Source organism: Streptacidiphilus monticola, assembly GCF_042658505.1.
In the GTDB taxonomy this organism is placed as follows: domain Bacteria; phylum Actinomycetota; class Actinomycetes; order Streptomycetales; family Streptomycetaceae; genus Streptacidiphilus; species Streptacidiphilus monticola.
Genome location: NZ_JBHSQJ010000045.1, coordinates 7,338 through 27,848, shown reverse-complemented (window position 1 = coordinate 27,848; position 20,511 = coordinate 7,338). Strand labels below are relative to the sequence as shown.

General features: G+C 73.2%; 16 protein-coding genes and 1 pseudogene. 6 read left to right on the top strand and 11 right to left on the bottom strand.

Translation table 11 applies throughout. The annotated features are described in order from the left end of the window. Together ACFP3V_RS11715 and ACFP3V_RS11710 are read right to left on the bottom strand one after the other, a co-directional pair. A pseudogene (locus ACFP3V_RS11715) lies at positions 1-269 on the bottom strand (hypothetical protein); the annotation flags it as partial. An 86-nt stretch (positions 270-355) separates the two neighbouring features. Continuing rightward, on the bottom strand, positions 356-1,768 hold the full coding sequence (locus tag ACFP3V_RS11710; protein ID WP_380582748.1) for a sugar porter family MFS transporter: 1,413 nt from the start codon (positions 1,766-1,768) through the stop codon (positions 356-358). Between the two features lie 148 nt (positions 1,769-1,916). On the opposite strand from ACFP3V_RS11710, the gene ACFP3V_RS11705 reads away from it, so the two are divergent. Continuing rightward, the gene (locus ACFP3V_RS11705) at positions 1,917-3,401 is read left to right on the top strand and encodes an aromatic amino acid ammonia-lyase (protein ID WP_380582746.1); all 1,485 of its coding nucleotides are present in this window, start codon (positions 1,917-1,919) and stop codon (positions 3,399-3,401) included. Here ACFP3V_RS11705 and ACFP3V_RS11700 read toward each other — a convergent pair. The 7 genes from ACFP3V_RS11700 to ACFP3V_RS11670 all read right to left on the bottom strand — a co-directional run bounded on the left by ACFP3V_RS11700 (position 3,391) and on the right by ACFP3V_RS11670 (position 12,414). Further along, positions 3,391-3,969 (bottom strand): GNAT family N-acetyltransferase, encoded by a 579-nt coding sequence (locus tag ACFP3V_RS11700; protein ID WP_380582744.1) that lies wholly within the window; start codon positions 3,967-3,969, stop codon positions 3,391-3,393. The two genes, ACFP3V_RS11705 and ACFP3V_RS11700, sit on opposite strands and share 11 nt — an antisense overlap. Further along, positions 3,966-4,631 (bottom strand): GNAT family N-acetyltransferase, encoded by a 666-nt coding sequence (locus tag ACFP3V_RS11695; protein WP_380582742.1) that lies wholly within the window; start codon positions 4,629-4,631, stop codon positions 3,966-3,968. The genes ACFP3V_RS11700 and ACFP3V_RS11695 overlap by 4 nt, the downstream gene beginning before the upstream one ends. A 1,092-nt stretch (positions 4,632-5,723) precedes the next feature. Continuing rightward, positions 5,724-6,869 (bottom strand): XdhC family protein, encoded by a 1,146-nt coding sequence (locus ACFP3V_RS11690; RefSeq protein WP_380582740.1) that lies wholly within the window; start codon positions 6,867-6,869, stop codon positions 5,724-5,726. Between the two features lie 60 nt (positions 6,870-6,929). Beyond that, entirely contained in the window at positions 6,930-8,408 is a 1,479-nt protein-coding gene (locus ACFP3V_RS11685) for an NCS2 family permease (protein ID WP_380582738.1), read from the bottom strand. Positions 8,409-8,636: 228 nt separating this feature from the next. After that, positions 8,637-10,973: a xanthine dehydrogenase subunit D gene (pucD, locus tag ACFP3V_RS11680; RefSeq protein WP_380582750.1), complete on the bottom strand. Its 2,337-nt coding sequence runs from the start codon at positions 10,971-10,973 to the stop codon at positions 8,637-8,639. Between the two features lie 44 nt (positions 10,974-11,017). Next, positions 11,018-11,512, bottom strand: a complete 495-nt coding sequence (locus tag ACFP3V_RS11675; protein ID WP_380582736.1) for a (2Fe-2S)-binding protein — start codon at positions 11,510-11,512, stop codon at positions 11,018-11,020. Beyond that, entirely contained in the window at positions 11,509-12,414 is a 906-nt protein-coding gene (locus ACFP3V_RS11670; protein WP_380582734.1) for an FAD binding domain-containing protein, read from the bottom strand. Before ACFP3V_RS11670 ends, ACFP3V_RS11675 begins: the two co-directional genes overlap by 4 nt. Positions 12,415-12,660: 246 nt before the next feature. On the opposite strand from ACFP3V_RS11670, the gene ACFP3V_RS11665 reads away from it, so the two are divergent. From ACFP3V_RS11665 to ACFP3V_RS11655, 3 genes are all read left to right on the top strand, one after another. Next, on the top strand, positions 12,661-14,694 hold the full coding sequence (locus tag ACFP3V_RS11665) for a M3 family metallopeptidase (RefSeq protein WP_380582732.1): 2,034 nt from the start codon (positions 12,661-12,663) through the stop codon (positions 14,692-14,694). A gap of 156 nt (positions 14,695-14,850) precedes the next feature. After that, on the top strand, positions 14,851-16,413 hold the full coding sequence (locus tag ACFP3V_RS11660) for a PucR family transcriptional regulator (protein ID WP_380582730.1): 1,563 nt from the start codon (positions 14,851-14,853) through the stop codon (positions 16,411-16,413). Positions 16,414-16,756: 343 nt separating this feature from the next. Next, positions 16,757-17,860, top strand: a complete 1,104-nt coding sequence (locus ACFP3V_RS11655) for an ROK family glucokinase (protein WP_380582728.1) — start codon at positions 16,757-16,759, stop codon at positions 17,858-17,860. Between the two features lie 130 nt (positions 17,861-17,990). On the opposite strand, the gene ACFP3V_RS11650 is transcribed toward ACFP3V_RS11655, so the two are convergent. Further along, complete coding sequence (locus tag ACFP3V_RS11650) at positions 17,991-18,602, bottom strand: phosphatase PAP2 family protein (protein WP_380582726.1); 612 nt, start codon at positions 18,600-18,602, stop codon at positions 17,991-17,993. Positions 18,603-18,621: 19 nt separating this feature from the next. Next, the gene (locus ACFP3V_RS11645) at positions 18,622-19,353 is read right to left on the bottom strand and encodes a DedA family protein (RefSeq protein WP_380582724.1); all 732 of its coding nucleotides are present in this window, start codon (positions 19,351-19,353) and stop codon (positions 18,622-18,624) included. A gap of 136 nt (positions 19,354-19,489) precedes the next feature. Here ACFP3V_RS11645 and ACFP3V_RS11640 point away from each other — a divergent pair, with 136 nt between their 5' ends. Both ACFP3V_RS11640 and ACFP3V_RS11635 read left to right on the top strand, forming a co-directional pair. Beyond that, positions 19,490-19,891 (top strand): BlaI/MecI/CopY family transcriptional regulator, encoded by a 402-nt coding sequence (locus tag ACFP3V_RS11640; protein WP_380582722.1) that lies wholly within the window; start codon positions 19,490-19,492, stop codon positions 19,889-19,891. After that, a partial coding sequence (locus tag ACFP3V_RS11635; RefSeq protein ID WP_380582720.1) for a M48 family metalloprotease occupies positions 19,888-20,511 on the top strand: 624 nt, incomplete at its 3' end. The genes ACFP3V_RS11640 and ACFP3V_RS11635, both read left to right, overlap by 4 nt.

The window sequence follows — 20,511 nt, the reverse complement described above, 5'->3', positions numbered from 1 at the left end:
CCGCCCGTGAAGGCGGGCCGGTGCTGCGGCCCTCCGGCCGCGTGCGCGGGCGCGGCGGGCAGCGGCAGCAGCGGCGAGTCGATCGTGGGGCCGCCGAGCAGGGTGCTCACCACCAGACCGAGGTATCCGAGGGCCGGGACCGCCAGCAGGCGCCCGCCCTGGACGACCAGACGGCGGCGACGGCCGGTGGTGTCGACGAAGACCGGGGCGCTCGCCGTGCGGCGCGGCTCGGGCCGTGTCGGCGACTCGGGCGGGGAAGTCGTTGGCACAGGCACGGACCTTAGCGGCAGGCGTGCCCGGGCGGCCACACGGGTCGGGGCGGTGCCGAGCGGCACCGCCCCGGGACCGTCCGGCTTCAGCCCATCTCCTCCAGGGACTTGCCCTTGGTCTCCTTGACGTAGCGCAGCACGAAGGGCACCGACAGCGCCGCGAAGACCGCGTAGATCGTGTAGGTCGCGGTGAGGTTCCAGTCCGACAGGCTCGGGAAGCTCGCCGTGATGGCCCAGTTGGCGATCCACTGCGCCGCCGCGGCCACGCCGAGGGCGGCGGCCCGGATCCGGTTGGGGAACATCTCGCCGAGGAACACCCAGACCACCACGCCCCAGCTGACGGCGAAGAAGAAGACGAAGGCGTGCGCGGAGACCAGCGCGGTCACGCCCTGACCGTGCGGCAGCCGACCGCCGTGGAGCGCCGAGAAGGCCCAGGCCTCCAGCGCCAGCGACAGCGCCATGCCCACCGAACCGACGATGGCCAGCGGCTTGCGCCCGATCCGGTCCACCAGCAGCACGGCCACGACGGTGCCGACGATGTTGATGATCGAGGTGGTGAACGAGTAGAAGAACGAGGAGTTGGGGTCGACGCCCACCGACTGCCACAGCGTCGAGGAGTAGTAGAAGGCGACGTTGATGCCGACCAGCTGCTGGAAGACGGAGAGCCCGATGCCCACCCAGACGATCGGCAGCAGCCCGAAGCGGCCGCCGAGCAGGTCGCGGAAGGTGGACCGGTGCTCGCTGCGCATGGCCTCCTGGATCTCGGCCACCCGGGCGTCCAGGTCCGTGCCGTCCCCCTCGACCTCGGCGATGACCTGCTTGGCGCGCTCGATCCGCCCGCTGGAGATGAGGAAGCGCGGGGACTCCGGGATCGCGAAGGAGAGCAGCCCGTAGAGGGCGGCCGGCAGGACCATCACGCCGAGCATCAGCTGCCAGGCCTCGAGGCCGAGCAGGTGTCCGCGCTGCTGGCCGTGGGCGGCGTTGAGGATGCCCCAGTTGACGAGCTGTGAGATCGCGATGCCGATGACGATGGCGGCCTGCTGGAAGGAGGCCAGCCGGCCGCGGTACGCCGGCGGGGAGACCTCGGCGATGTAGGCGGGGCCGATCACCGAGGCCATGCCGATGCCGATGCCGCCCAGGGTGCGCCAGAGCACCAGGTCCCACAGGGCGAAGGGCAGCGCGGAGCCGACCGCGCTGACGACGAAGAGCGCGGCGGCGAACTGCATCACGCGGATGCGTCCGACCCGGTCCGCCAGCCGTCCGGCGAGCGCGGCGCCGATGGCGCTGCCGATCAGCGCGACGGCGACGACCTGGGCCAGCGCGGCGCTGCCGATCTGGTACTTGTCGTGGATCGCGGTGACCGCGCCGTTGATCACGGAGCTGTCGTAGCCGAAGAGGAAGCCGCCCATGGCCGCGGCGGCGGTGATGAAGATGACGTGCCCGAGGCTGTCGCCTCCCGCGGCGCGTGCCCGCGCGCCGGGCGTGATGGTGCTAGTCAACGCTGACTCCTGAACATTGATGCCGGACCGAACGACTATATGCCTTCACCAACCGAAGACAAATCACCGTCATGCCCGGGTATGGACGGAGGCCGCCTACCCCTTCGGCTTCAATTTATGAACGCACCAGACGGACTAATCTGCGCGCATGACGCACCCACAGGGCCCCGAGCTGGTACTCGACGGCAGCTCGCTGACCGCGGCCCAGGTCAGCGCCCTGGCCCGGCGCGAGGCGGTCGCGACGGTCGACCCCGACGCGCGACGCCGCGTCAGCGCCGCCAGGGCCGCCGCCGAGCGGGTCACCGCCCGCCGCCTCGTCTACGGCCACACCACCGGCGTCGGCGCCAACCGCACCACCGGCATCCCGGCGGACGCCGCCGACCGGCACGGCCTGCGCCTGCTGCGCAGCCACAGCGGCGGCGTCGGACCGCTGCTGCCCCGGGAGCAGGTCCGGGCCATGCTCGCGGTCCGCCTCAACCAGGTCCTCGGCGCCGATCAGGCCCTCGGCGACGGCGTCGGCGAAGCCCTCGCACAGGCCCTGGCCACCGGTCACCTCCCCGCCGTGCATGCGCTCGGCGCCATCGGCACCGCCGATCTCACCGCGCTCGCCGAACTCGGCCTCACCCTGGCCGGCGAACTCCCTTGGCAGGAGCCCGAGTCGGGGACCGCCTGGGGGTCCGCACCCACCCCTGTCGCGCTCACGCGCTGGGACGCCCTGCCACTCATGTCCTCCAGTGCCCTGACGATCGGTCAGAGCGCCCTGGCCGCAACCGACCTCAAGCGCCTGCTGGACCGCGTACCCCTGGTCGCCGCGCTCACTCTCACCGCCGTCCGCGGCGGTACCGAGGCCTTCGCCGCCTCCGTCCACGCCCGCCGCCCCCACCCCGGCGCCCAGCACACGGCCGCCCGGATGCGGCAGTTGCTGACAGGCGCGGACTGGAGTCCGGTCCTCGTCCAGGACCCCTTCGGCTTCCGCTGCCTGCCGCAGGTCCACGGCGCGGCCCTCGACTCCTGGTCCGCGCTGGACGCCGTGCTCGGCGTGGAGCTCAACGCCTCGGTCGAGAACCCGCTGCTGGACCTGGACCCCGACCAGCCCGGCCGCGAGGACTACCTGCACCACGGGGGATTCCACATGGCCACCCTGGCGCTGGCGCTGGACCAGTTCCGGCTCGCGCTGCTCGGCACGGTCTCCCTGGCCACCGCCCGCCTCGGCGTCGTGGTCGAACCCTCATTCACGGGCGGCCTGCCGCCCTTCCTGGCCGTGGCCGAGGACGGCAGCAGCGGCATCATGATCGTCGAGTACGCCGCGCAGTCCGCCCTCGCCGAACTGCGCGGCGGCGCCCAGCCGGTGACCCTCGGCCACCCCGTCATCTCGCGCGGCGTCGAGGAGCACGCCAGCTTCGCCTCCACCGGCGGCCGGCGGCTCCTCGACGCGGTGGAACCGGCCGCGTTGGTCCTCGGCTGCGAACTGCTGGCGGCGGTGCGGGCCCTGCGGATGCGTCAGTTGCAGCCCCCGAGCGAGGAATTGCGCGAATTCCTCGCCGCGGCGGCGAAGGTGCTGCCCGCGGAACTGGAGGACCGCCGGCTGACCGACGACATCCACGCGGCGGCGGAGCTGCTGCTCAGCCGGTGACCGGGGAGAGCCGCCGGTACTCCTGCCGGGAGATCGCGCACACCTCGACCGGACGGCCGTGGCCGGGCACGGTGGTCCGGCGCTCCGGCCGCAGGCCCAGTTTGGCCATGACCCGGCCGGACGCGGAGTTGTCGACGTGGCGCACGCTGACGATCCGGTCCAGGCCCGCGTCCGTGAAGCCGAAGGCGAGCGCGGCGCGCGCGGCCTCGGTGGCGTAGCCGCGGCCCCAGCACGGCCGCCGCAGCCGCCAGCCGATCTCCACGGCGGGCAGGATCTCCGGCAGGAAGGCCGGAACGGCCAGCCCGACCCAGCCCACGAAGGCTCCGTCGGCCAGTGATTCCACCGCGAAGAGCCCGAACCCCTGCTCCTGCCAGTCGCGTTGGCGGGCGTCGAGGAACTGCGCCGCCTGGGTGCGGTCCTGGGTCGAGCCGTCCCTGATGTAACGCATCACCTCCGGGTCGGCGTGCATCTCGGCGAGGCCGGCGTCCAGGTCCTCCGTGCGCAGGCCGCGCAGGAGCAGGCGGGCGGTCCGCAGTTCGGGTGCGGTGGCGTGGGTGTGGTTTCTCACGGACGGCCCCCGCGGGGCCGCGGGTCCGAGGCGAGCAGCCCGAAGAGGAGGTCGTCCGTCCACTCGCCCTTGACCCAGGTGGCCTGCCGCCGCCAGCCCTCCTGGACGAAGCCCAGCCTCCGCAGCAGCGCTGCCGACCGCTCGTTGCGGACGTCGCACTCCGCGGAGACCCGGTGCAGCCCCCGGACCTCGAACAGGTGCGTGAGCAACGCGCCGAGGGCCTCCGTCGCGAGACCCAGCCCCTGGTACGCCGACGCCAGCGTGTACCCGAGCTCCGCCTGGCGGCGGTTCTCGTGCAGCCGTACCCCGATGTCCCCGACCAGCCGCCCGTCCGCCCGCGACTCCACGGCGTACTGGAACCACCCCGGCTCGTCGACGCGGCCGGCGGCGAAGGCCCGCGCCAAGTCGCGTGCGGCGTCGAGGGTTACGGGAGCCGACCAGCCCTGGTAGCGGGCGACCTCCGGCTCGGAGCGGTACGCCGCGAGGGCGGTGGCGTCGCTGCCCCGGAAACGGCGGAGCAGCAGACGGTCGGTCGTGATCTCCACAGTTTCCCCGGTCTCCTCGGTGTCCTCGGTCTCCGCGATCTCCACGGTGTCCTCGGTCTCCGCGATCTCCCCGATCTCCGTGGCCTTCATGGCCTTTGTGACCTCCATGACCTCCATGACCTGATACTCGCACGGGTGCTGCGGACAGGTCCGGGGAGGTGGGGACGCGCCACGCATGCAACGGCATTCGTGGGCGCGCGATCTGACTCGCCGTGCTGCTCGCTCCGCTCGCGGAAAAGACGCAACTACGGGAGCGGGCGCGTCGGCCTGAACCGCCGTCGCCGACGATGGGGGAGGGGGTGGGGGTTGGCGGGTTGTCGGGGGATTGGGCTGATCTGTCGTCAACCCGCCATGGGGTGTGGTCCTGGCCGGGTCGGGTGAGGGTGGGGTGGCTGGTGGGGCGCGGTCGGTGTCGGCGGCGCGGGGGAGGGGGTGGGGGTTGGCGGGTTGTCGGGGGATTGGGCTGATCTGTCGCCAACCCGCCACGGGGTGTGGTCCTGGCCGGGTCGGGTGAGGGTGGGGTGGCTGGTGGGGCGCGGTCGGTGTCGGCGGCGCGGGGGAGGGGGTGGGGGTTGGCGGGTTGTCGGGGGATTGGGCTGATCTGTCGTCAACCCGCCATGGGGTGTGGTCCTGGCCGGGTCGGGTGAGGGTGGGGTGGCTGGTGGGGCGCGGTCGGTGTCGGCGGCGCGGGGGAGGGGGTGGGGGTTGGCGGGTTGTCGGGGGATTGGGCTGATCTGTCGTCAACCCGCCATGGGGTGTGGTCCTGGCCGGGTCGGGTGAGGGTGGGGTGGCTGGTGGGGCGCGGCCTGGGTCGGCGGCGCGGGGGAGGGGTGGGGGTTGGTGGGTTGTCGGGGGATTGGGCTGATCTGTCGCCAACCCGCCAGGGAGGCCAGCCGGAGGCCGGTGGCGGCGGCTCGGGGGAGGCCGGCGATGGCGGGTCGCCGTTGCCGCCGCTTCCGTAGCTGCGTCTTTCGGCGAGCGGAGCGAGCAGCACGGCGAGTCAGATCGCGTCCCCCTCAATGCCGTTGCATGCGTCCCGCGGCTACCTCACCCGAATCCCACCCGAACCCGAATCCCACCCGAACCCGAATCCCACCCGAACCCGAATCCCACCCGCATCGCTGCCGCCGCGCCTTGCTCAGACGATCCGCCCTGCCGGCACCGCTGCCGTCGCAGTGGGCAGCGCGCAGCGCGCAGCGCGTAGCGCGCTCAGGCGATCCGGCGGGTCGCCGCTCCCTCGCGCGCGGGGGCGTGGCTCCGTGTCGACCGCAGGTCGTGGTCGTGGTGGATCGGGCCGTCGTGGGCGCTGAGGGGGAGACAGGAACCGCCGCGGACCGTGGAGACGATCTCCGCGGCGACGGAGACCGCCGTCTCCTCCGGGGTGCGGGCGCCGAGGTCGAGGCCGATGGGGGAGCGGAGCCGGTGCAGTTCGACCTCGGTCAGCCCCGCTTCCCGGAGTCGGGCCATCCGGTCGGCGTGGGTGCGGCGGGAGCCCATCGCGCCGACGAAGCCGAGCGGCAGGCGCAGTGCCCGCTCCAGCAGCGGGATGTCGAACTTGGGGTCATGGGTCAGCACGCACAGGGCGGTTCGTCCGTCGACCCGCCCCGCCGCGACCTCCGCGTCGAGGTAGCGGTGCGGCCAGTCGACCACCACCCGGTCCGCGTCCGGGAAGCGGCGCGGCGTGGCGAAGACGGGGCGGGCGTCGCAGACGGTCACGTCGAAGCCGAGGAACTTGCCGATGCGGGCGACCGCGCCCGCGAAGTCGATGGCGCCGAAGACGACGAGCCGCGGCGCGGGGGCGTAGGACTCGACGAAGAAGGGGAGTTCCGGCGCGCAGGGCAGCGTCAGCATGCCCGTCCGCCCGGCGTCCAGCATGGCCCGGGCCTCCGCCGTGACCTCCCGCTCCCACTGCTCCAGCGATCCGTGCACCGCGTCCGCCGTGACGGCCAGCGCCCGTGCGGGGCCGGAAAGTCGGCGGACCAGGGCGACCGGGGTGCGCGAGTCCAGGTAGGTCAGGGCCGCGTCCAGACCGGGGTCGGCGCCCGGGAGCACCGGCTGCACGTACACGTCGATGACGCCGCCACAGGTCAGGCCGACGGCGAAGGCGTCCTCGTCGCTGTAGCCGAATCGGTGCAGGCCGGCCTCGCCGGTCCGCAGCGCCTCCTGGCACAGCTCGTAGACCGCGCCCTCGACGCAGCCGCCGCTGACGCTGCCCAGCGCCTCGCCGTCTGCGTCGACGGCGAGGGCCGCCCCCGGGTCGCGCGGGGCGCTCCCGGAGACGGCCACGACCGTGGCCACGGCGAAGGTGCGGCCCGCCGCGTGCCAGCGGTACAGCTGCTCGGCGATGTCCTGCATGGTGGGTCTCCGCTCCTTCGAAGGTCCGTGGCCGGGGTGCCGGCCGTTGTTGACGACGGGTCAGCTCACGCCGAGCCAGAGCTTGATCGGGTGGAGGGCGAAGAAGACCAGGAACACGGCCGTCAGCGCCCACATCAGCAGGCCCGGCTCGCGCCACCGGCCCCGGCCCGCCTTGATGACGCACCAGGCGACGACGCCGGCGCCGACGCCCGCGGTGATGGAGTAGGTGAAGGGCATCAGCACCACCGTCAGGAAGGCCGGGATGGCCACCTCGCGGTCCGCCCACTCGATGTGCCGGGCCTGGCTCAGCATCATCGAGCCGATCACGACCAGGGCCGCGGCCGCGACCTGGCCGGGGACCATGCCCGCCAGCGGGGTGAAGAACAGCATCAGCGCGAAGACCAGACCGGTGACCACGCTGCTCAGTCCGGTCCGGGCGCCCTCGCCGACGCCGGTCGCGGACTCGATGAAGACGGTCTGCCCGGAGGCGCCGGCGACGCCGCCGATCATGCCGCCCGCGCCGTCGATGAACAGCGCCTTGGACAGGCCCGGCATCCGGCCCTGCTCGTCGGCGAGCCCGGCCTCGGTGCCGATGCCGATGATGGTGGCCATGGCGTCGAAGAAACCGGCCAGGACCAGCGTGAAGACCGCGAAGCCGGCGCTGAGCGCGCCCATGCCGTGGGAGCCGAAGGCCCCGAACAGGTCCACGTGCCCGAACAGGCCGAAGTCCGGTGCGGCGATGGGGTTCCCGGGCCAGGAGGGCACCGACAGGCCCCAGGCCGCCGCCGGGATGTCGACCACCGCGTTGAGGACCACCGACAGGACCGTCCCGGCGACGATGCCGATCAGGATGGCGCCGGGGACCTTCCGGGTCTGCAGCACGAAGATGGTCAGCAGCGTCACCGCGAAGACCACGACCGGCCAGCCGGTCAGGTTGCCGATCGAGCCCAGCTGCACCGGGCTGTCCGAGTGGTCGGCGTCCGGGACCCGGCTCACGAAGCCGGCGTTGACCAGGCCGATCAGGGCGATGAACAGGCCGATGCCGATGGTGATGGCGTGCTTGAGCGGCAGCGGGATGCCGTTCATGATCTTCTCGCGGAGTCCGGAGACGACCATGAGCACGATCAGGAAGCCGTAGATCGCACACAGGCCCATCGCCTGCGGCCAGGTCACGTGCGGCACCATGACGACCGCCAGCGTGCTGCTGACGCTCAGTCCGGCCGCCGCCGCCAGCGGAGCGTTGCCGACCACGCCCAGCAGGATGGTCGTGACCGCCGCCGCGGCCGCCGTCGCCGTGGTGACCTGGGCGTGGCCGAGGTGGTGCCCGCCCACGTCCGCCACGGACAGGATGATCGGGTTGAGCAGCAGGATGTAGGCCATCGCCATGAACGTGGTCAGGCCGCCGCGCAGTTCGCGGGCGAGCGAGGAGCCGCGTTCGGTGATCCTGAAATAGCGGTCCAGCGCCGGGAACCGGCCGCGGGCGGGCTGCGGCTGGAGGGCGTCGGGTCTTGCCGGGGATTCCGTGGGGATCTGGGTCACGGTTCTCCACTCCCAAGTTTCGTAGGGGGTTGGGGTGGGGCGGCCGGCCTGGTGACCCTCGTCTGGTCGGGGTGCAGGGGACGGTGCGGCGCGCGGTGTTTCCGGTGCGAGGTGCGGTGCAGCGATGCTGCGGTGGAGCGCCCCGGGGCGACGGCGGGGAAGACTTCGGCGTTGCTGCCGCTGCCCCGGGGAGTCATGACGGTCCCTCAGTCCGCTGGTCGGTCCGGCCTATTCGGCCGGGGCCGTCCCGGTCAGGTGCTCGGGGCGGACGGGGACGCGGTTCAGCGCGAGTCCGGTCGCCTGGCGGATCGCGGCGACGATCGCGGGCGTGGACGACAGGGTGGGCGCCTCGCCGACGCCGCGCAGCCCGTAGGGGGCGTGCTCGTCGGCGAGTTCGAGGATCTCCACCGGCTGCGGCGGGGTGTCCAGGATGGTCGGGATCAGGTAGTCGGTGAAGGAGGGGTTCCTGACCTTCCCGTCCTTGACGATGATCTCCTCCATCACGGCCAGGCCCAGGCCCTGCGTGGAGCCGCCCTGGATCTGGCCGACCACCGACAGCGGGTTGAGCGCCTTGCCCACGTCCTGGCAGGCGGCCAGCTCCACCACCTTGACCAGGCCCAGCTCGACGTCCACGTCCACTACGGCGCGGTGGGCGCAGAAGGTGTACTGGACGTGGCCGAAGCCCTGGCCGGTGACCTTGTCGAAGGGCACGGTGGGCCGGTGGTGGTGCTCGCGGGTGCACTCGACGGCCTCGTCGCCGAGCAGGTCCACCAGTGGCACCAGCACGCCGGCCGCGGCGGAGACGACCTTGCCGCCGATCAGGGACAGGTCGTTGTACGTCCAGCCGTAGCGGGCGCGCCCGCGCGCGAAGACCTCGTTGCGGACGGCCTCGCAGGCCAGCTTCACGGCGCCGCCGGTCATGTAGGTCTGCCGCGAGGCGGAGGTCGAACCGGCCGAGCCCACCTCGGTGTTGGCCGGGTGGATGGTGACGTGCTCGACGCCCAGTTCGGTGCGGGCGATCTGGCCGTGCACGGTGACGCCGCCCTGGCCGACCTCGGCCATGGCCGTGTGCACCATCGCCACGGGTTCGCCGCCGATGACCTCCAGCCGCACCCGCGCGGTCGAGTAGTCGTCGAAGCCCTCGCTGAAGCCGACGTTCTTGATGCCGACGGCGTAGCCGACGCCGCGCACGATGCCCTCGCCGTGCGAGGTGTTGGACAGCGCGCCCGGGACCTCGCGGATGTCGAGGTGCTCGGTGTCCAGCGGCGGCGGCAGCGGCAGGTCCTTGACCCGGCGCAGCAGGTCGGCCACCGGCGCGGGGGAGTCGATCTCCTGGCCGGTCGGCATGACCGAACCCTGCTCGACGGCGTTGAGCTGACGCAGCGTCACCGGGTCCATGCCCAGCTCGGCGGCGAGCTTGTCCATCTGCGCCTCGTAGGCGAAGCAGGCCTGGACCGCCCCGAAACCGCGCATCGCGCCGCAGGAGGGGTTGTTGCTGTAGAGGGCGATGGCGTTCATCTCGACGTTGGGCACCACGTAGGGGCCCATGCCCAGGGAGGACGCGTTGCCGACGACCGCGGGGGACGCGGACGCGTACGCGCCGCCGTCCAGCACGATGCGGGCCTCGCAGTACACCAGCCTGCCGTCGCGGGTCGCGCCGTGCTCGTAGGTCAGCTTGGCCGGGTGGCGGTGGACGTGGCCGAAGAAGGACTCCTCGCGCGAGTACACGATCTTGACGGGCCGTCCGGTGCGCTGCGCCAGCAGGCAGGCGTGGATCTGCATGGACAGGTCCTCGCGGCCGCCGAAGGCGCCGCCGACGCCGGCCAGCGTCAGCCGGACCTTCTCCTCCGGCAGGCCGAGCACCGGCGCGATCTGCTCGCGGTCCACGTGCAGCCACTGGGTGGCGATGTAGAGGTCGATGCCGCCGTCCTCGGCGGGAACGGCGAGCCCGGACTCGGGGCCCAGGAAGGCCTGGTCCTGCATGCCGACCTCGTACTCGCCGCGGACCACGACGTCCGCCTGCGCCCGGACCTCGTCGGTGACGCCGCGGCCGGAGACGATCCGCTGCGAGTGGACGACGTTGCCGCTCGCGTGGGCCTTGTACTCGCTCGGCTCGTGGACGTAGCCGTACCGCTCGGGGTCGAGGCACTGCTCCTCGGTGGTGATCGTCGGCAGCACCTCGTACTCGACGACGATCTTCTCCAGGGCGCGCCGGGCCGTCTCCGGGTGGTCGGCGGCGACCAGGGCCACGGCCTCGCCGTGGTAGCGGACCTTGCCGAAGGCGATGGCCGGCTGGTCCTTGATCTCCAGGCCGTAGTACTTGGAGCCGGGGACGTCCTCGTGGGTCAGCACCGCGTAGACCCCCGGGTGGGCGAGGGCCTTGCTGGTGTCGATGGAGAGGATCCGGGCGTGGGCGTGCGGGGAGCGCAGCGCCATGCCCCAGAGCATGTCCTCGTGCCACAGGTCGGAGGAGTAGGCGAACTCGCCCTTGACCTTGAGGATGCCGTCGGGGCGCAGCGGGCTGGCGCCGATGCCGTCCGGGTGGCGGGTGCTGATCTTCTGCAGGTTCTTCTCGCCCTGGGGCGAGCGGGTACCGGTCGAACGGGTCGTCACTTGTGCGCCCCTTCCACGCCGTTGGCGCACTTCCGGGCCGAGGCCAGCCGCACCGCGTCCATGATCTTCTCGTAGCCGGTGCAGCGGCACAGGTTGCCGCTGAGCGCCTCGCGGATGTCGTTGTCGCTGGGGGACGGGGTCCGTTCCAGCAGGTCGTGGGTCTGCACCAGCAGGCCGGGGGTGCAGAAGCCGCACTGGACGGCGCCGGCGTCCACGAAGGCTTGCTGCACCGGGTCGAGGCCGCCGTCCGCGTCGGTCAGGCCCTCGACGGTGCGCACCTCGCGGTCCTGCACCTGGCCGGCGGCGACCAGACAGGAGCAGACCGGGGAACCGTCGAGGTAGACCGTGCAGGAGCCGCACTCGCCCTGCTCGCAGGCGTTCTTGGAGCCGGGCAGGCCGAGCCGCTCGCGCAGCATGAAGAGCAGGCTCTCCCCCTCCCAGACGTCGTCCGCCTCGACGGGCCGGCCGTTGGCGGTGAAGGTGACCCTCATGCGGCGCTCCTCAGGGACTGCGTGTACTCGTTCCAGGCCCAGGTCAGGGTGCGGCGGGCCATGACCGCCAGCGCGTGCCGCCGGTAGGCGGCGCTGCCCCGGACGTCGTCGATCGGGGAGGAGGCCTCGGCGACGAGTTCGCCGAAGCGCTGGATCGCGGCGGGCTTGATCAGGCCGCCGGTGTGCCAGAGGTCGCGCTCCGCCAGCTCGCCCGCGAGGAACTCCTCGGCGGCCACCGCGCGGCGCGGGGTGGGGGCGGCGGAGCCGATGCCGGTGCCGACCGTCCCGTTCTTCGGGTGCAGGGCGAAGCCGAAGGCGCAGACCGCGATGACCATGGCGTTGCGGGTGCCGATCTTCGAGAACTGCTGTGGGCCGTCCGCGACCGGGATCCGGACGGCGCGGATCAGCTCGTCCGGCTCCAGGCTGTTGCGCTTGACGCCGACGTAGAACTCGTCGATCGGGATGAGCCGGGTGCCGCGCACGGACTCGGCCTCCACCAGCACGTCGCGGCCGGCGGCGAGCAGCGCGGGGTGCGAGTCGCCGGCGGGGGAGGCGGCGCCGAGGTTGCCCCCGACGCTGCCGCGGTTGCGGATCTGGGGCGAGCCCACGGTGTTGCCCGCCAGGGCCAACCCGGGCAGGGCGTCGGACAGTTCGCGGGTGATCCGGGCGTAGGGCACGGCCGCGCCGAGGCGGATGACCTCGCCCTCCTGGCCCGCGAAGGTGTCGCGCTCCCAGTCGGTGAGCTCGGTGATGCGGTTGAGGTCGAGCAGCGCGGGCGGCCGGTGACGGTCGAAGTTGAGCTCGACCATGACGTCCGTGCCACCGGAGATCGGCAGCGCGGCGGGGTTCTCGGCCTTCACCGCGAGCGCCTCGTCCCAGGTGGCGGGCCGGAGGAACTCCATGCGGGGGATCACTCTCCTGACTGACTGACGGGTGTGAGGGTGTGTCGAGAGATGCGGCACCGGGGAGGTTGGCAGTAGTACACGTCTCCCCGGCGGTGTGGCGTCAGTCACTGATGGCATGAAGAACGCGGGACGGCGTCACCCGCCCGGCTGTACTTTTCTCCAAGGCGTCCGGCAGCTGCACGTGCGGGTGACAGCGGGTGAATTCCCCGGCCCCGGTGCCACCACTGGGCGTAGTGTCTCCCCGTGACCAATGCCACCGCCGCCAACCCGTTCTTCCGGGCCAGCACCCTGCCCTACCAACTGCCGCCCTTCGCGGAGATCCGCGAGGAGCACTACCTGCCCGCCTTCGAGCAGGGCATGGCCGAGCAGCTGCAGGAGACCGCCGCCATCGGCGCCAGCACCGAGTCCCCGACCTTCGCCAACACCGTCGAGGCGCTGGAGCGCAGCGGAGCCACCCTGCGCCGCGTCGCCCTCGTGTTCTTCAACAAGACCAGCGCCGACACCACCCCCTACCTGCAGGAGCTGGAGGCCGAGCTGTCCCCGCGGCTCGCCGCCCACGAGGACGCCATCCATCTCGACCCGGCGCTCTTCGCGCGGATCGACGCCCTCCACGCGCAGCGCGCCGAACTCGGCCTGGACGCCGAGCAGTTGCGGCTGCTCGAGCGCTACCACGCCCGCTTCGTCCGCTCCGGTGCCCGCCTCGACGCGGCCCAGCAGGACCGGCTGCGCGAGCTCAACGCCGAAATCGCCGCGGTCACCACGGCGTTCGAGCAGAACGTCTTCGCCGACACCCGCGCCGCCGCCCTGGTCCTCGACAGCGCGGAGGAACTGGCCGGCCTGCCCGAGGACGAGATCGCCGCTGCCGCGGAGAACGCCAAGTCCCTTGGCAAGGACGGCAAGTACGTCCTCAGCCTGAAGAACTTCTCCAACCAGACCGAGCTCGCCTCGCTCGCCGACCCGGCGCTTCGCCGTCGCCTGCTGGAGGCGTCCCTCGCCCGCGGCATCGAGAGCAACGGCCCGCTGGCGATCAAGGCCGCCGCGCTGCGCGCCGAGCGCGCGGCGCTGCTCGGCTTCGACTCGCACGCCGCCTGGGAGGTCGCCGACCAGACCGCGAAGACCACCGAGGCCGTCGAGGGCATGCTCGGCGGGCTGGTCGCCCCCGCCGTGCGCAACGCCGACGCCGAGGGCGCGGCGCTGGCCCGGGCCGCGGGCGTGGACGTGATCGACGCCGCCGACTGGCAGTACTGGTCGGAGAAGGTCCGCAAGGAGCGCTTCGACGTCGACGCCTCCGCCCTGCGCCCGTACCTGGAGCTGGAGTCGGTGCTGCGCGACGGCGTCTTCCACGCCGCGGGCCTGGTGTACGGCATCCGCTTCGAGGAGCGGCCCGACCTGACGGCCTATCACCCGGACGCCCGGGTCTTCGAGGTCTTCAACGAGGACGGCAGCCGACTCGGCCTGTTCATCGGCGACTTCCACGCCCGCGAGTCCAAGCGGGGCGGCGCGTGGATGAACGAACTGGTGCAGCAGTCCCGGCTGCTGGGCCAGAAGCCGGTCGTCGTCAACAACCTCAACATCGCCAAGCCCCCGGCGGGCGAGCCGGTCCTGCTGACCTGGGACGAGGTCGGCACCCTCTTCCACGAGTTCGGCCACGCCCTGCACGGGCTGTTCTCCGACGTGACCTACCCGTCCCTCGCCGGGACCGAGGTGCCGCGGGACTTCGTCGAGTACCCCTCGCAGGTCAACGAGATGTGGCGGGACTGGCCCGAGGTGATGGCCACCTACGCCCGCCACCACCTCACCGGTGAGCCCATGTCCCCGCAGCTGGTCCGGAAGCTGCAGGAGGCCGACCGGTTCGGCGAGGGCTTCCGCACCGTGGAGTACCTGGCCGCGGCGCTGCTCGACTGGACCTGGCACACCCGCGCCGCGGACGCGGAGCCGGTGGCGGACGCGGTGGCGTTCGAGCGCGCCGCGCTGGAGCGGTGGGGCCTGGCCCACCCGTCCATCCCGCCGCGCTACCGCACCGGCTACTTCGCCCACATCTTCGCGGGCGGCTACGCGGCCGGGTACTACGGCTACATCTGGTCCGAGGTGCTGGACGCGGACACGGTGGAGTGGTTCCGGACGAACGGCAAGACCGTGCGGGAGTCCGGCGAGATCTTCCGCCGCGAGCTGCTCTCGCGCGGCGGCAGCGCCGACCCCCTGACCGCGTTCGCCGCGTTCCGCGGCCGCGCCCCCGAGATCGAGCCCCTCCTGAAGCGGCGCGGCCTGACGGCCTGAGACCCCTGCGCGGGTGCGCACGGGGCGTCCATGCCCCGCGCGCACTCGCGCAGACGCGTCGGGCTGTGGCTCGCCGCCGTGCAAGAATCAGCCGCCCTCGCGTCGGGTACGGTTCCTGCGGACCCCCCAATCCGCCTGAACCCGGAGGTAACCGACGTGCGCATCGGCGCGCTGCTAGCCCCCACCGCACCTCGGGTGCGCCTGCTCGCGGGCGAGGGGGAGCTCGACCGGGTGGTCACGGGGGTCATGACCACCGACCTGAAGGACCCCTCCCGCTACCTGCACGGCGGCGAACTCGTCCTCACCGGCATGCTCTGGCGCGCCGACCCCGAGGACAGCGAGCGCTTCGTCCGGGGCATCGCCGGAGCCGGGGCGGTCGGGCTCGCCGCCGGGGAGGCGGAGGTCGGTCCCGTGCCGCAGGACCTGATCGACGCCTGCGCCCGCCATCGCATGCCGCTCTTCGCGGTCGGCGAGGACGTCGCCTTCGCCTCGCTCACCGAGTTCGTCGTGCGGCAGGTCTCCGCCGACCGGGCCGCGGACCTGAACGCGCTCGTCGAACGGCACCGGCTGCTGGTCTCCGGCGCCGGCGGCGCCGGGCTCGACGCCGTGCTCGAACTTCTCGGCGGCGACGTCGACTTGGACTGCTGGGTGCTCACCCCCACGGCGCGCGTCATCGCCGGGCCCGCTGCCGGGCTGACCCGGGCCGAGCGGGACCACCTCGTCCGCGCCCACCTCGACGCCCAGCGGCGGCGGCCGGTGCCGTCCTCGCGCACGAAGGTGGGCATGCGTCAGTTCTCGCTGCTGCCCGTGCCGGAAGGCACCGCACTGGCGCAGTGGATCCTCGTCATCGAGGGCGACCTGACCGAGTGGACCCCCAAGCGGCAGCAGCTCGCCGAGAACCTGGCCCGTCTCGTCGCCGCCGAGCGCGCCCGCCGCGACGAGGGCCGCAAGCTCCGCGCGCACCTGGCCGACGAGGTCTTCACGCTGCTCGGCCACGACGCCCCGCCGGACGAACTGCAGCGCGCCCTGGACGCCGCCCACGCCATGACGCTCACCGACCGCCCCGCGCCGCAGGCCTGGGTCGTCGCCTCCGCCGAAGGCGTGGCGGTGCCCGAGTCCACCGCCCGCGACGCCCTGGAGGAGGCGCTGACCGGCGTCGACGACCGGGTGCTCGTCGGCGGCACCGGCCCGGCCGCGATCGCGCTGCTGCCCGCCGAGGAGGGCGACGAGCCCGCGTCCCAGCGGCTGGCCGCGCTGCTCGCCCCCCTGGACGCCGGCCTCGGCCCGGAGGGACGCCTCGTGCTCGGCGCCAGCGCCCCGGCCGCCGGCGCGGGAGCGCTGCGCGGCGCGCTGGAGGAGTCCCGCCACGCCCGCCGCATCGCCGCCTCCCGCGTCGGCAAGGTGACCGTCGCCGGTCCGGAGGAACTCGCCTCCCACGTCCTGCTGCTGGCCGCCGTGCCGGACGAGGTCCGCCGGGCCTTCCGGTCCCGGCTGCTGGACCGGGTCGTCTCCTACGACCTCGAACACCAGGCGGACCTAGTCCGCACCCTGGAGGCGTTCCTCCAGTACGACGGCTCCTGGACCCGCTGCGCCGCCGCCCTCCATGTCCACGTCAACACCCTGCGCTACCGTATCGGCCGCATCGAGGAACTGACGGGCCGTGACCTCTCCCGCCTGGAGGACCGCGTCGACTTCTTCCTGGCGCTCGAACTGAGCTAGTGCCGTGCCGGGACAGGTCCACCGGGTTGCGGCGCCCGGCACGCCAGTCCCCCAGCCTTCGGCCGGGGGTGCCCCCACGCCGCGTTGTCGGGCGCCCGAGTACATCCGGTACGAGGGCGACCCTCCGTCTTGCGATCTTCCCGCAGCCTTCGCCCGGGGGTGCCCCCAGCGCCGGACACCGCAACCCGGCGAACCTGTCCGGACACGGCAACAGGGCCTCCCAGCGACGCGCCCGCGTGGGCCGGTGCGCGGGCGGGGGCGGACCGCCGCCAGAATGGAGGCGGCGACGAACCGGCCGGGGCAGTCAGCTACCCGGCCGCCGACAGAACGGAACTGACGCCTCGTGAGCAGCACCGCCGGCGGCTACGCCCGCCGCAGCCAGTGGACCACGGCCGAGCGCCGCAGCGCCCACCGCAAGGCGGCACTGCGGCTGCCGACCGTCGGCATCGACATCGGCGGCACGAAGATCGCGGCCGGGTTGGTGGACGGCGAGGGGCGCATCGTCGAGCAGCTGCGCACCGAGACTCCCGACCGGTCCAAGTCGCCGAAGGTCGTCGAGGACGTCATCACCGAGCTGGTGCTGGAGCTGGCGGACCGTCACGACGTCCACGCCGTGGGCATCGGCGCGGCCGGATTCGTGGACGCGGACCGGGCCCGGGTGCTGTTCGCCCCCCACCTGTCCTGGCGCAACGAGCCGCTGCAGGCCGCGCTGAGCGAGCGGCTCCGGCTGCCGGTCGTCGTCGAGAACGACGCCAACGCCGCGGCCTGGGCCGAGTGGCGCTTCGGCGCGGGCGCGGGCGAGGACCACCTGGTCATGGTCAACCTCGGCACCGGTATCGGCGGCGCCATCGTCCGCGACGGCCGGCTGGAGCGCGGACGCTGGGGCACGGCGGGGGAGTTCGGCCACATGACCGTCGTCCCCGGCGGCCTGCGCTGCCCCTGCGGCAACCGGGGCTGCTGGGAGCAGTACTCCTCGGGCAACGCCCTGGTCCGCGAGGCGCGGGAACTGGCGGCGGCCGAGTCGCCGGTGGCGCAGCCGCTGCTCGACCGCGTCGGCGGGGACGTCGCGGCCATCACCGGCCCGCTGGTGACGGAGGCCGCCAGGGCGGGCGACGCGGTGGCGGTCGAGCTGCTGCAGGAGATCGGCACCTGGCTGGGCCTCGGCATCGCCAACCTCGCCGCCGCGCTGGACCCCGGACGCTTCGTCATCGGCGGCGGCGTCTCGGCGGCGGGCGAACTGCTCATCGGGCCGGCCCGGGAGGCCTTCCGGCGCAACCTCACCGGGCGCGGGTTCCGGCCCGAGGCCGAGATCGTCCTGGCCCAACTGGGCAACGAGGCCGGCATGGTGGGCGCGGCGGACCTGGCCCGCCAGGTGGCCCGGCGGTTCCGCACGGTGAAGCGCGCCCGCGTCGAACGCGCGAACCGCAGGGCCCACCGGGCCTGGTAGGCGCCGCCCCCCAGGGGCGCGAGGAACGGCGCGAGCAACACACCACCCGGGGAGGTTCGGCCCTTTGACGGGGACGGACCTGCCCGGGTGGTGGCTTGCTCGCGCAGTTCCTCGCGCCCCTGGGGTTGCGCTACGCGGTCAGCAGCGGACGGAGGGCGCCGCCCTGGAGGCGGACGACCAGCGGGGGTGCGAACCTGCGGGCCAGCAGCTCCACCAGCGCGCCGACGACCGCACCCACCACCAGGCCGACGATCACGTCGTGGGGATAGTGCGCGCCGACCCAGACCCGGGAGAACGCCATGACCAGGGCCAGCAGCGAGGCGATGATCCCGAGCCGGCGGCTGATCAGCCAGATCGCCGCCGCGGCCGCCGCGGCGATCGCGGAGTGGTTGCTCGGGAAGGACCAGTCGCCCACCCCGGGACACGGCTGCAGGGTGATCTCACCCGCGATCGCCTGACAGGGGCGGACCTCGGTGAACATGCTCTTGACGATGTCGTTCACCACGTAGGCCGCCACCACGGCCACCGGCACGAACAGGGCCATGGCCATGGCGCGCGGGTCGCGCGCCTGGCGGGCGCGCCACCAGCACCAGATCATCATCAGCGCGTACAGGCCGAGCCCGTAGCTCGCGTACCAGGAGATCAGGTCGTCGAACCAGGCCGGCGAGGTCTGCGCCTGCTGCTGGAACCAGGTGTAGAGCCCGCCGTCGATGGACGGGCCGGTCAGGGCGAGGATGGTCACGTGCGGAGGGCTCCGGTCGTCACTTGCGGTGGTGGGAGGTGGTGGGCGCCGCGCCCGGCGCCTGCGGGCCGGGAGTTGACGCGGCGTCAGCGTCGGCGGCCGCTTCGGCGCCACGGCGGCGGGCGCGCAGGAGTTCCAGGCCGATCGGGATGACCGAGATCACCACGATCAGGGCGATGATCGGCAGCAGGTACTTGTCGATGCTCGGGATGCTCGACCCCAGCGCGTACCCGGCCAGCGTCACGCCGACGGACCAGAGCAGGCCGCCGACGACCTGCCACAGGGTGAACGTCCGCACCGGCACGTTGAGCGCGCCGGCCATCGGGTTGAGCACGGTGCGCACCACGGGGATGAAGCGGGCCAGGACGATCGCCTTGGCGTAGCCGTACTTCGCCAGGATCTCCTCGGCCCGGGCCGCGCCCTGCTGCAGGTGCTTGTTGCTGCTGCGGTTGAGCAGCGCCCGGCCGCCCTTCCGGCCGATCACGTACCCCACCTGCGCGCCGATCAGCGCACCCGCGACCGCGCAGACCAGCACCGAGGCCAGGTTGAGGTGGACGCCGTTCTTGCTGGTGGTGCAGAGCAGGCCGGCCGTGAACAGCAGCGAGTCGCCGGGGAGGAAGAAGCCGACCAGCAGGCCGGTCTCGGCGAAGAGGACGACCAGGATGCCGATCGCGCCGAACGCGGCCAGCAGCGAGTTCGCATCGAGCAGGTTCACCGCGAGCTGGTGGGTGCCCGTGGGGTCCGGGGCCATGGGGGTCACGCTCCTGCGGATGGTGGACACTGGTTCGGTCCGCCGGGGGTCGGGTTTATCGTCTACATACGTGTAGTCGTTCCCGGTCACTGTAGTGGATGGAAGCAGGGACGGGAGAAAGGGAGGCGGCGGTTCCGTGAGCGAGTCCGGTGCGGTCGGCCCGCAGCGACGTCACCCCGGGGAGCTGGAGGCCGGGGTGCTCGGCGTGCTCTGGGCGGGGGACGGGCCGCTGACGCCCGCGGACATCCAGCGCGCGCTGGGCGGCGGTCTGGCCCGGACGACCGTCAACACGATCCTGGCCCGGCTGCTGGAGAAGGGTGTCGTCGTCCGCAGTCGGGCGGGCCGGGCGTTCGCCTACGCCCCCGCCGAGGACGGCCGCGACGCGCCCGCGCTCGCGGCCCGGCGGATGCGGTCCGAGCTGGAGAAGGAGACGGACCGGCACAGCGTCCTGGCCCGCTTCGTCTCGGGCCTCAGCGCCGAAGACGAGCGGCTGCTGCGCAGTCTCCTCGCCACGGCGGGAGAGGACGAGCCCGCGTGATCGTCGACGTCTGGGCCCCGTTGGTACTGCCGCTGCTGCTGGCGCTGCCGCTGCTGCGCACCCTTCCGGACCGGCTGCCGCCGCGGCTGGCCGCCTGGCTGTTCACGGCGACGGCCGTCGGCGCGGCGGGGGCGAGCACGACGGCGCTGGGCCTGCTGGCCCTGGCGGGCCTGCTGCACCTGCCCTTCGTGGCCGCCCTGGGCCACCTCGACCTGCCGGTGGCCAGGCACCTGGACCCGGCCGCGATCGTCCCGGTGGGGATGGTCGCGGCGGTGTTGCTGGCCGTCCTCGCGGCGCGGGCGGCGCGGGTGACGGTCCGTCACCTCCGCGACCACGCCGCCGCCCGACGGCTCGTCAGATGCGCGCCGGAGAAGGGCGAACTCCTCGTGCTGCCGGACGCGCGCCCCGACGCGTACGCCGTCCCGGCGGGTCGGCGCAGCCGGATCGTGGTCACCGAGGGGATGCTCGCCGCGCTCGACGCGCGCGAGCGCGAGGTCCTGCTGGCCCACGAGCGGGCGCATCTGCGGGGCGGCCACCACCGCTTCCTGCTGCTCGTCGACCTGGCGGTGGCGTTGCACCCCCTGCTCGGGCGGGTGCGGGACGGCGTCGCCTACAGCATC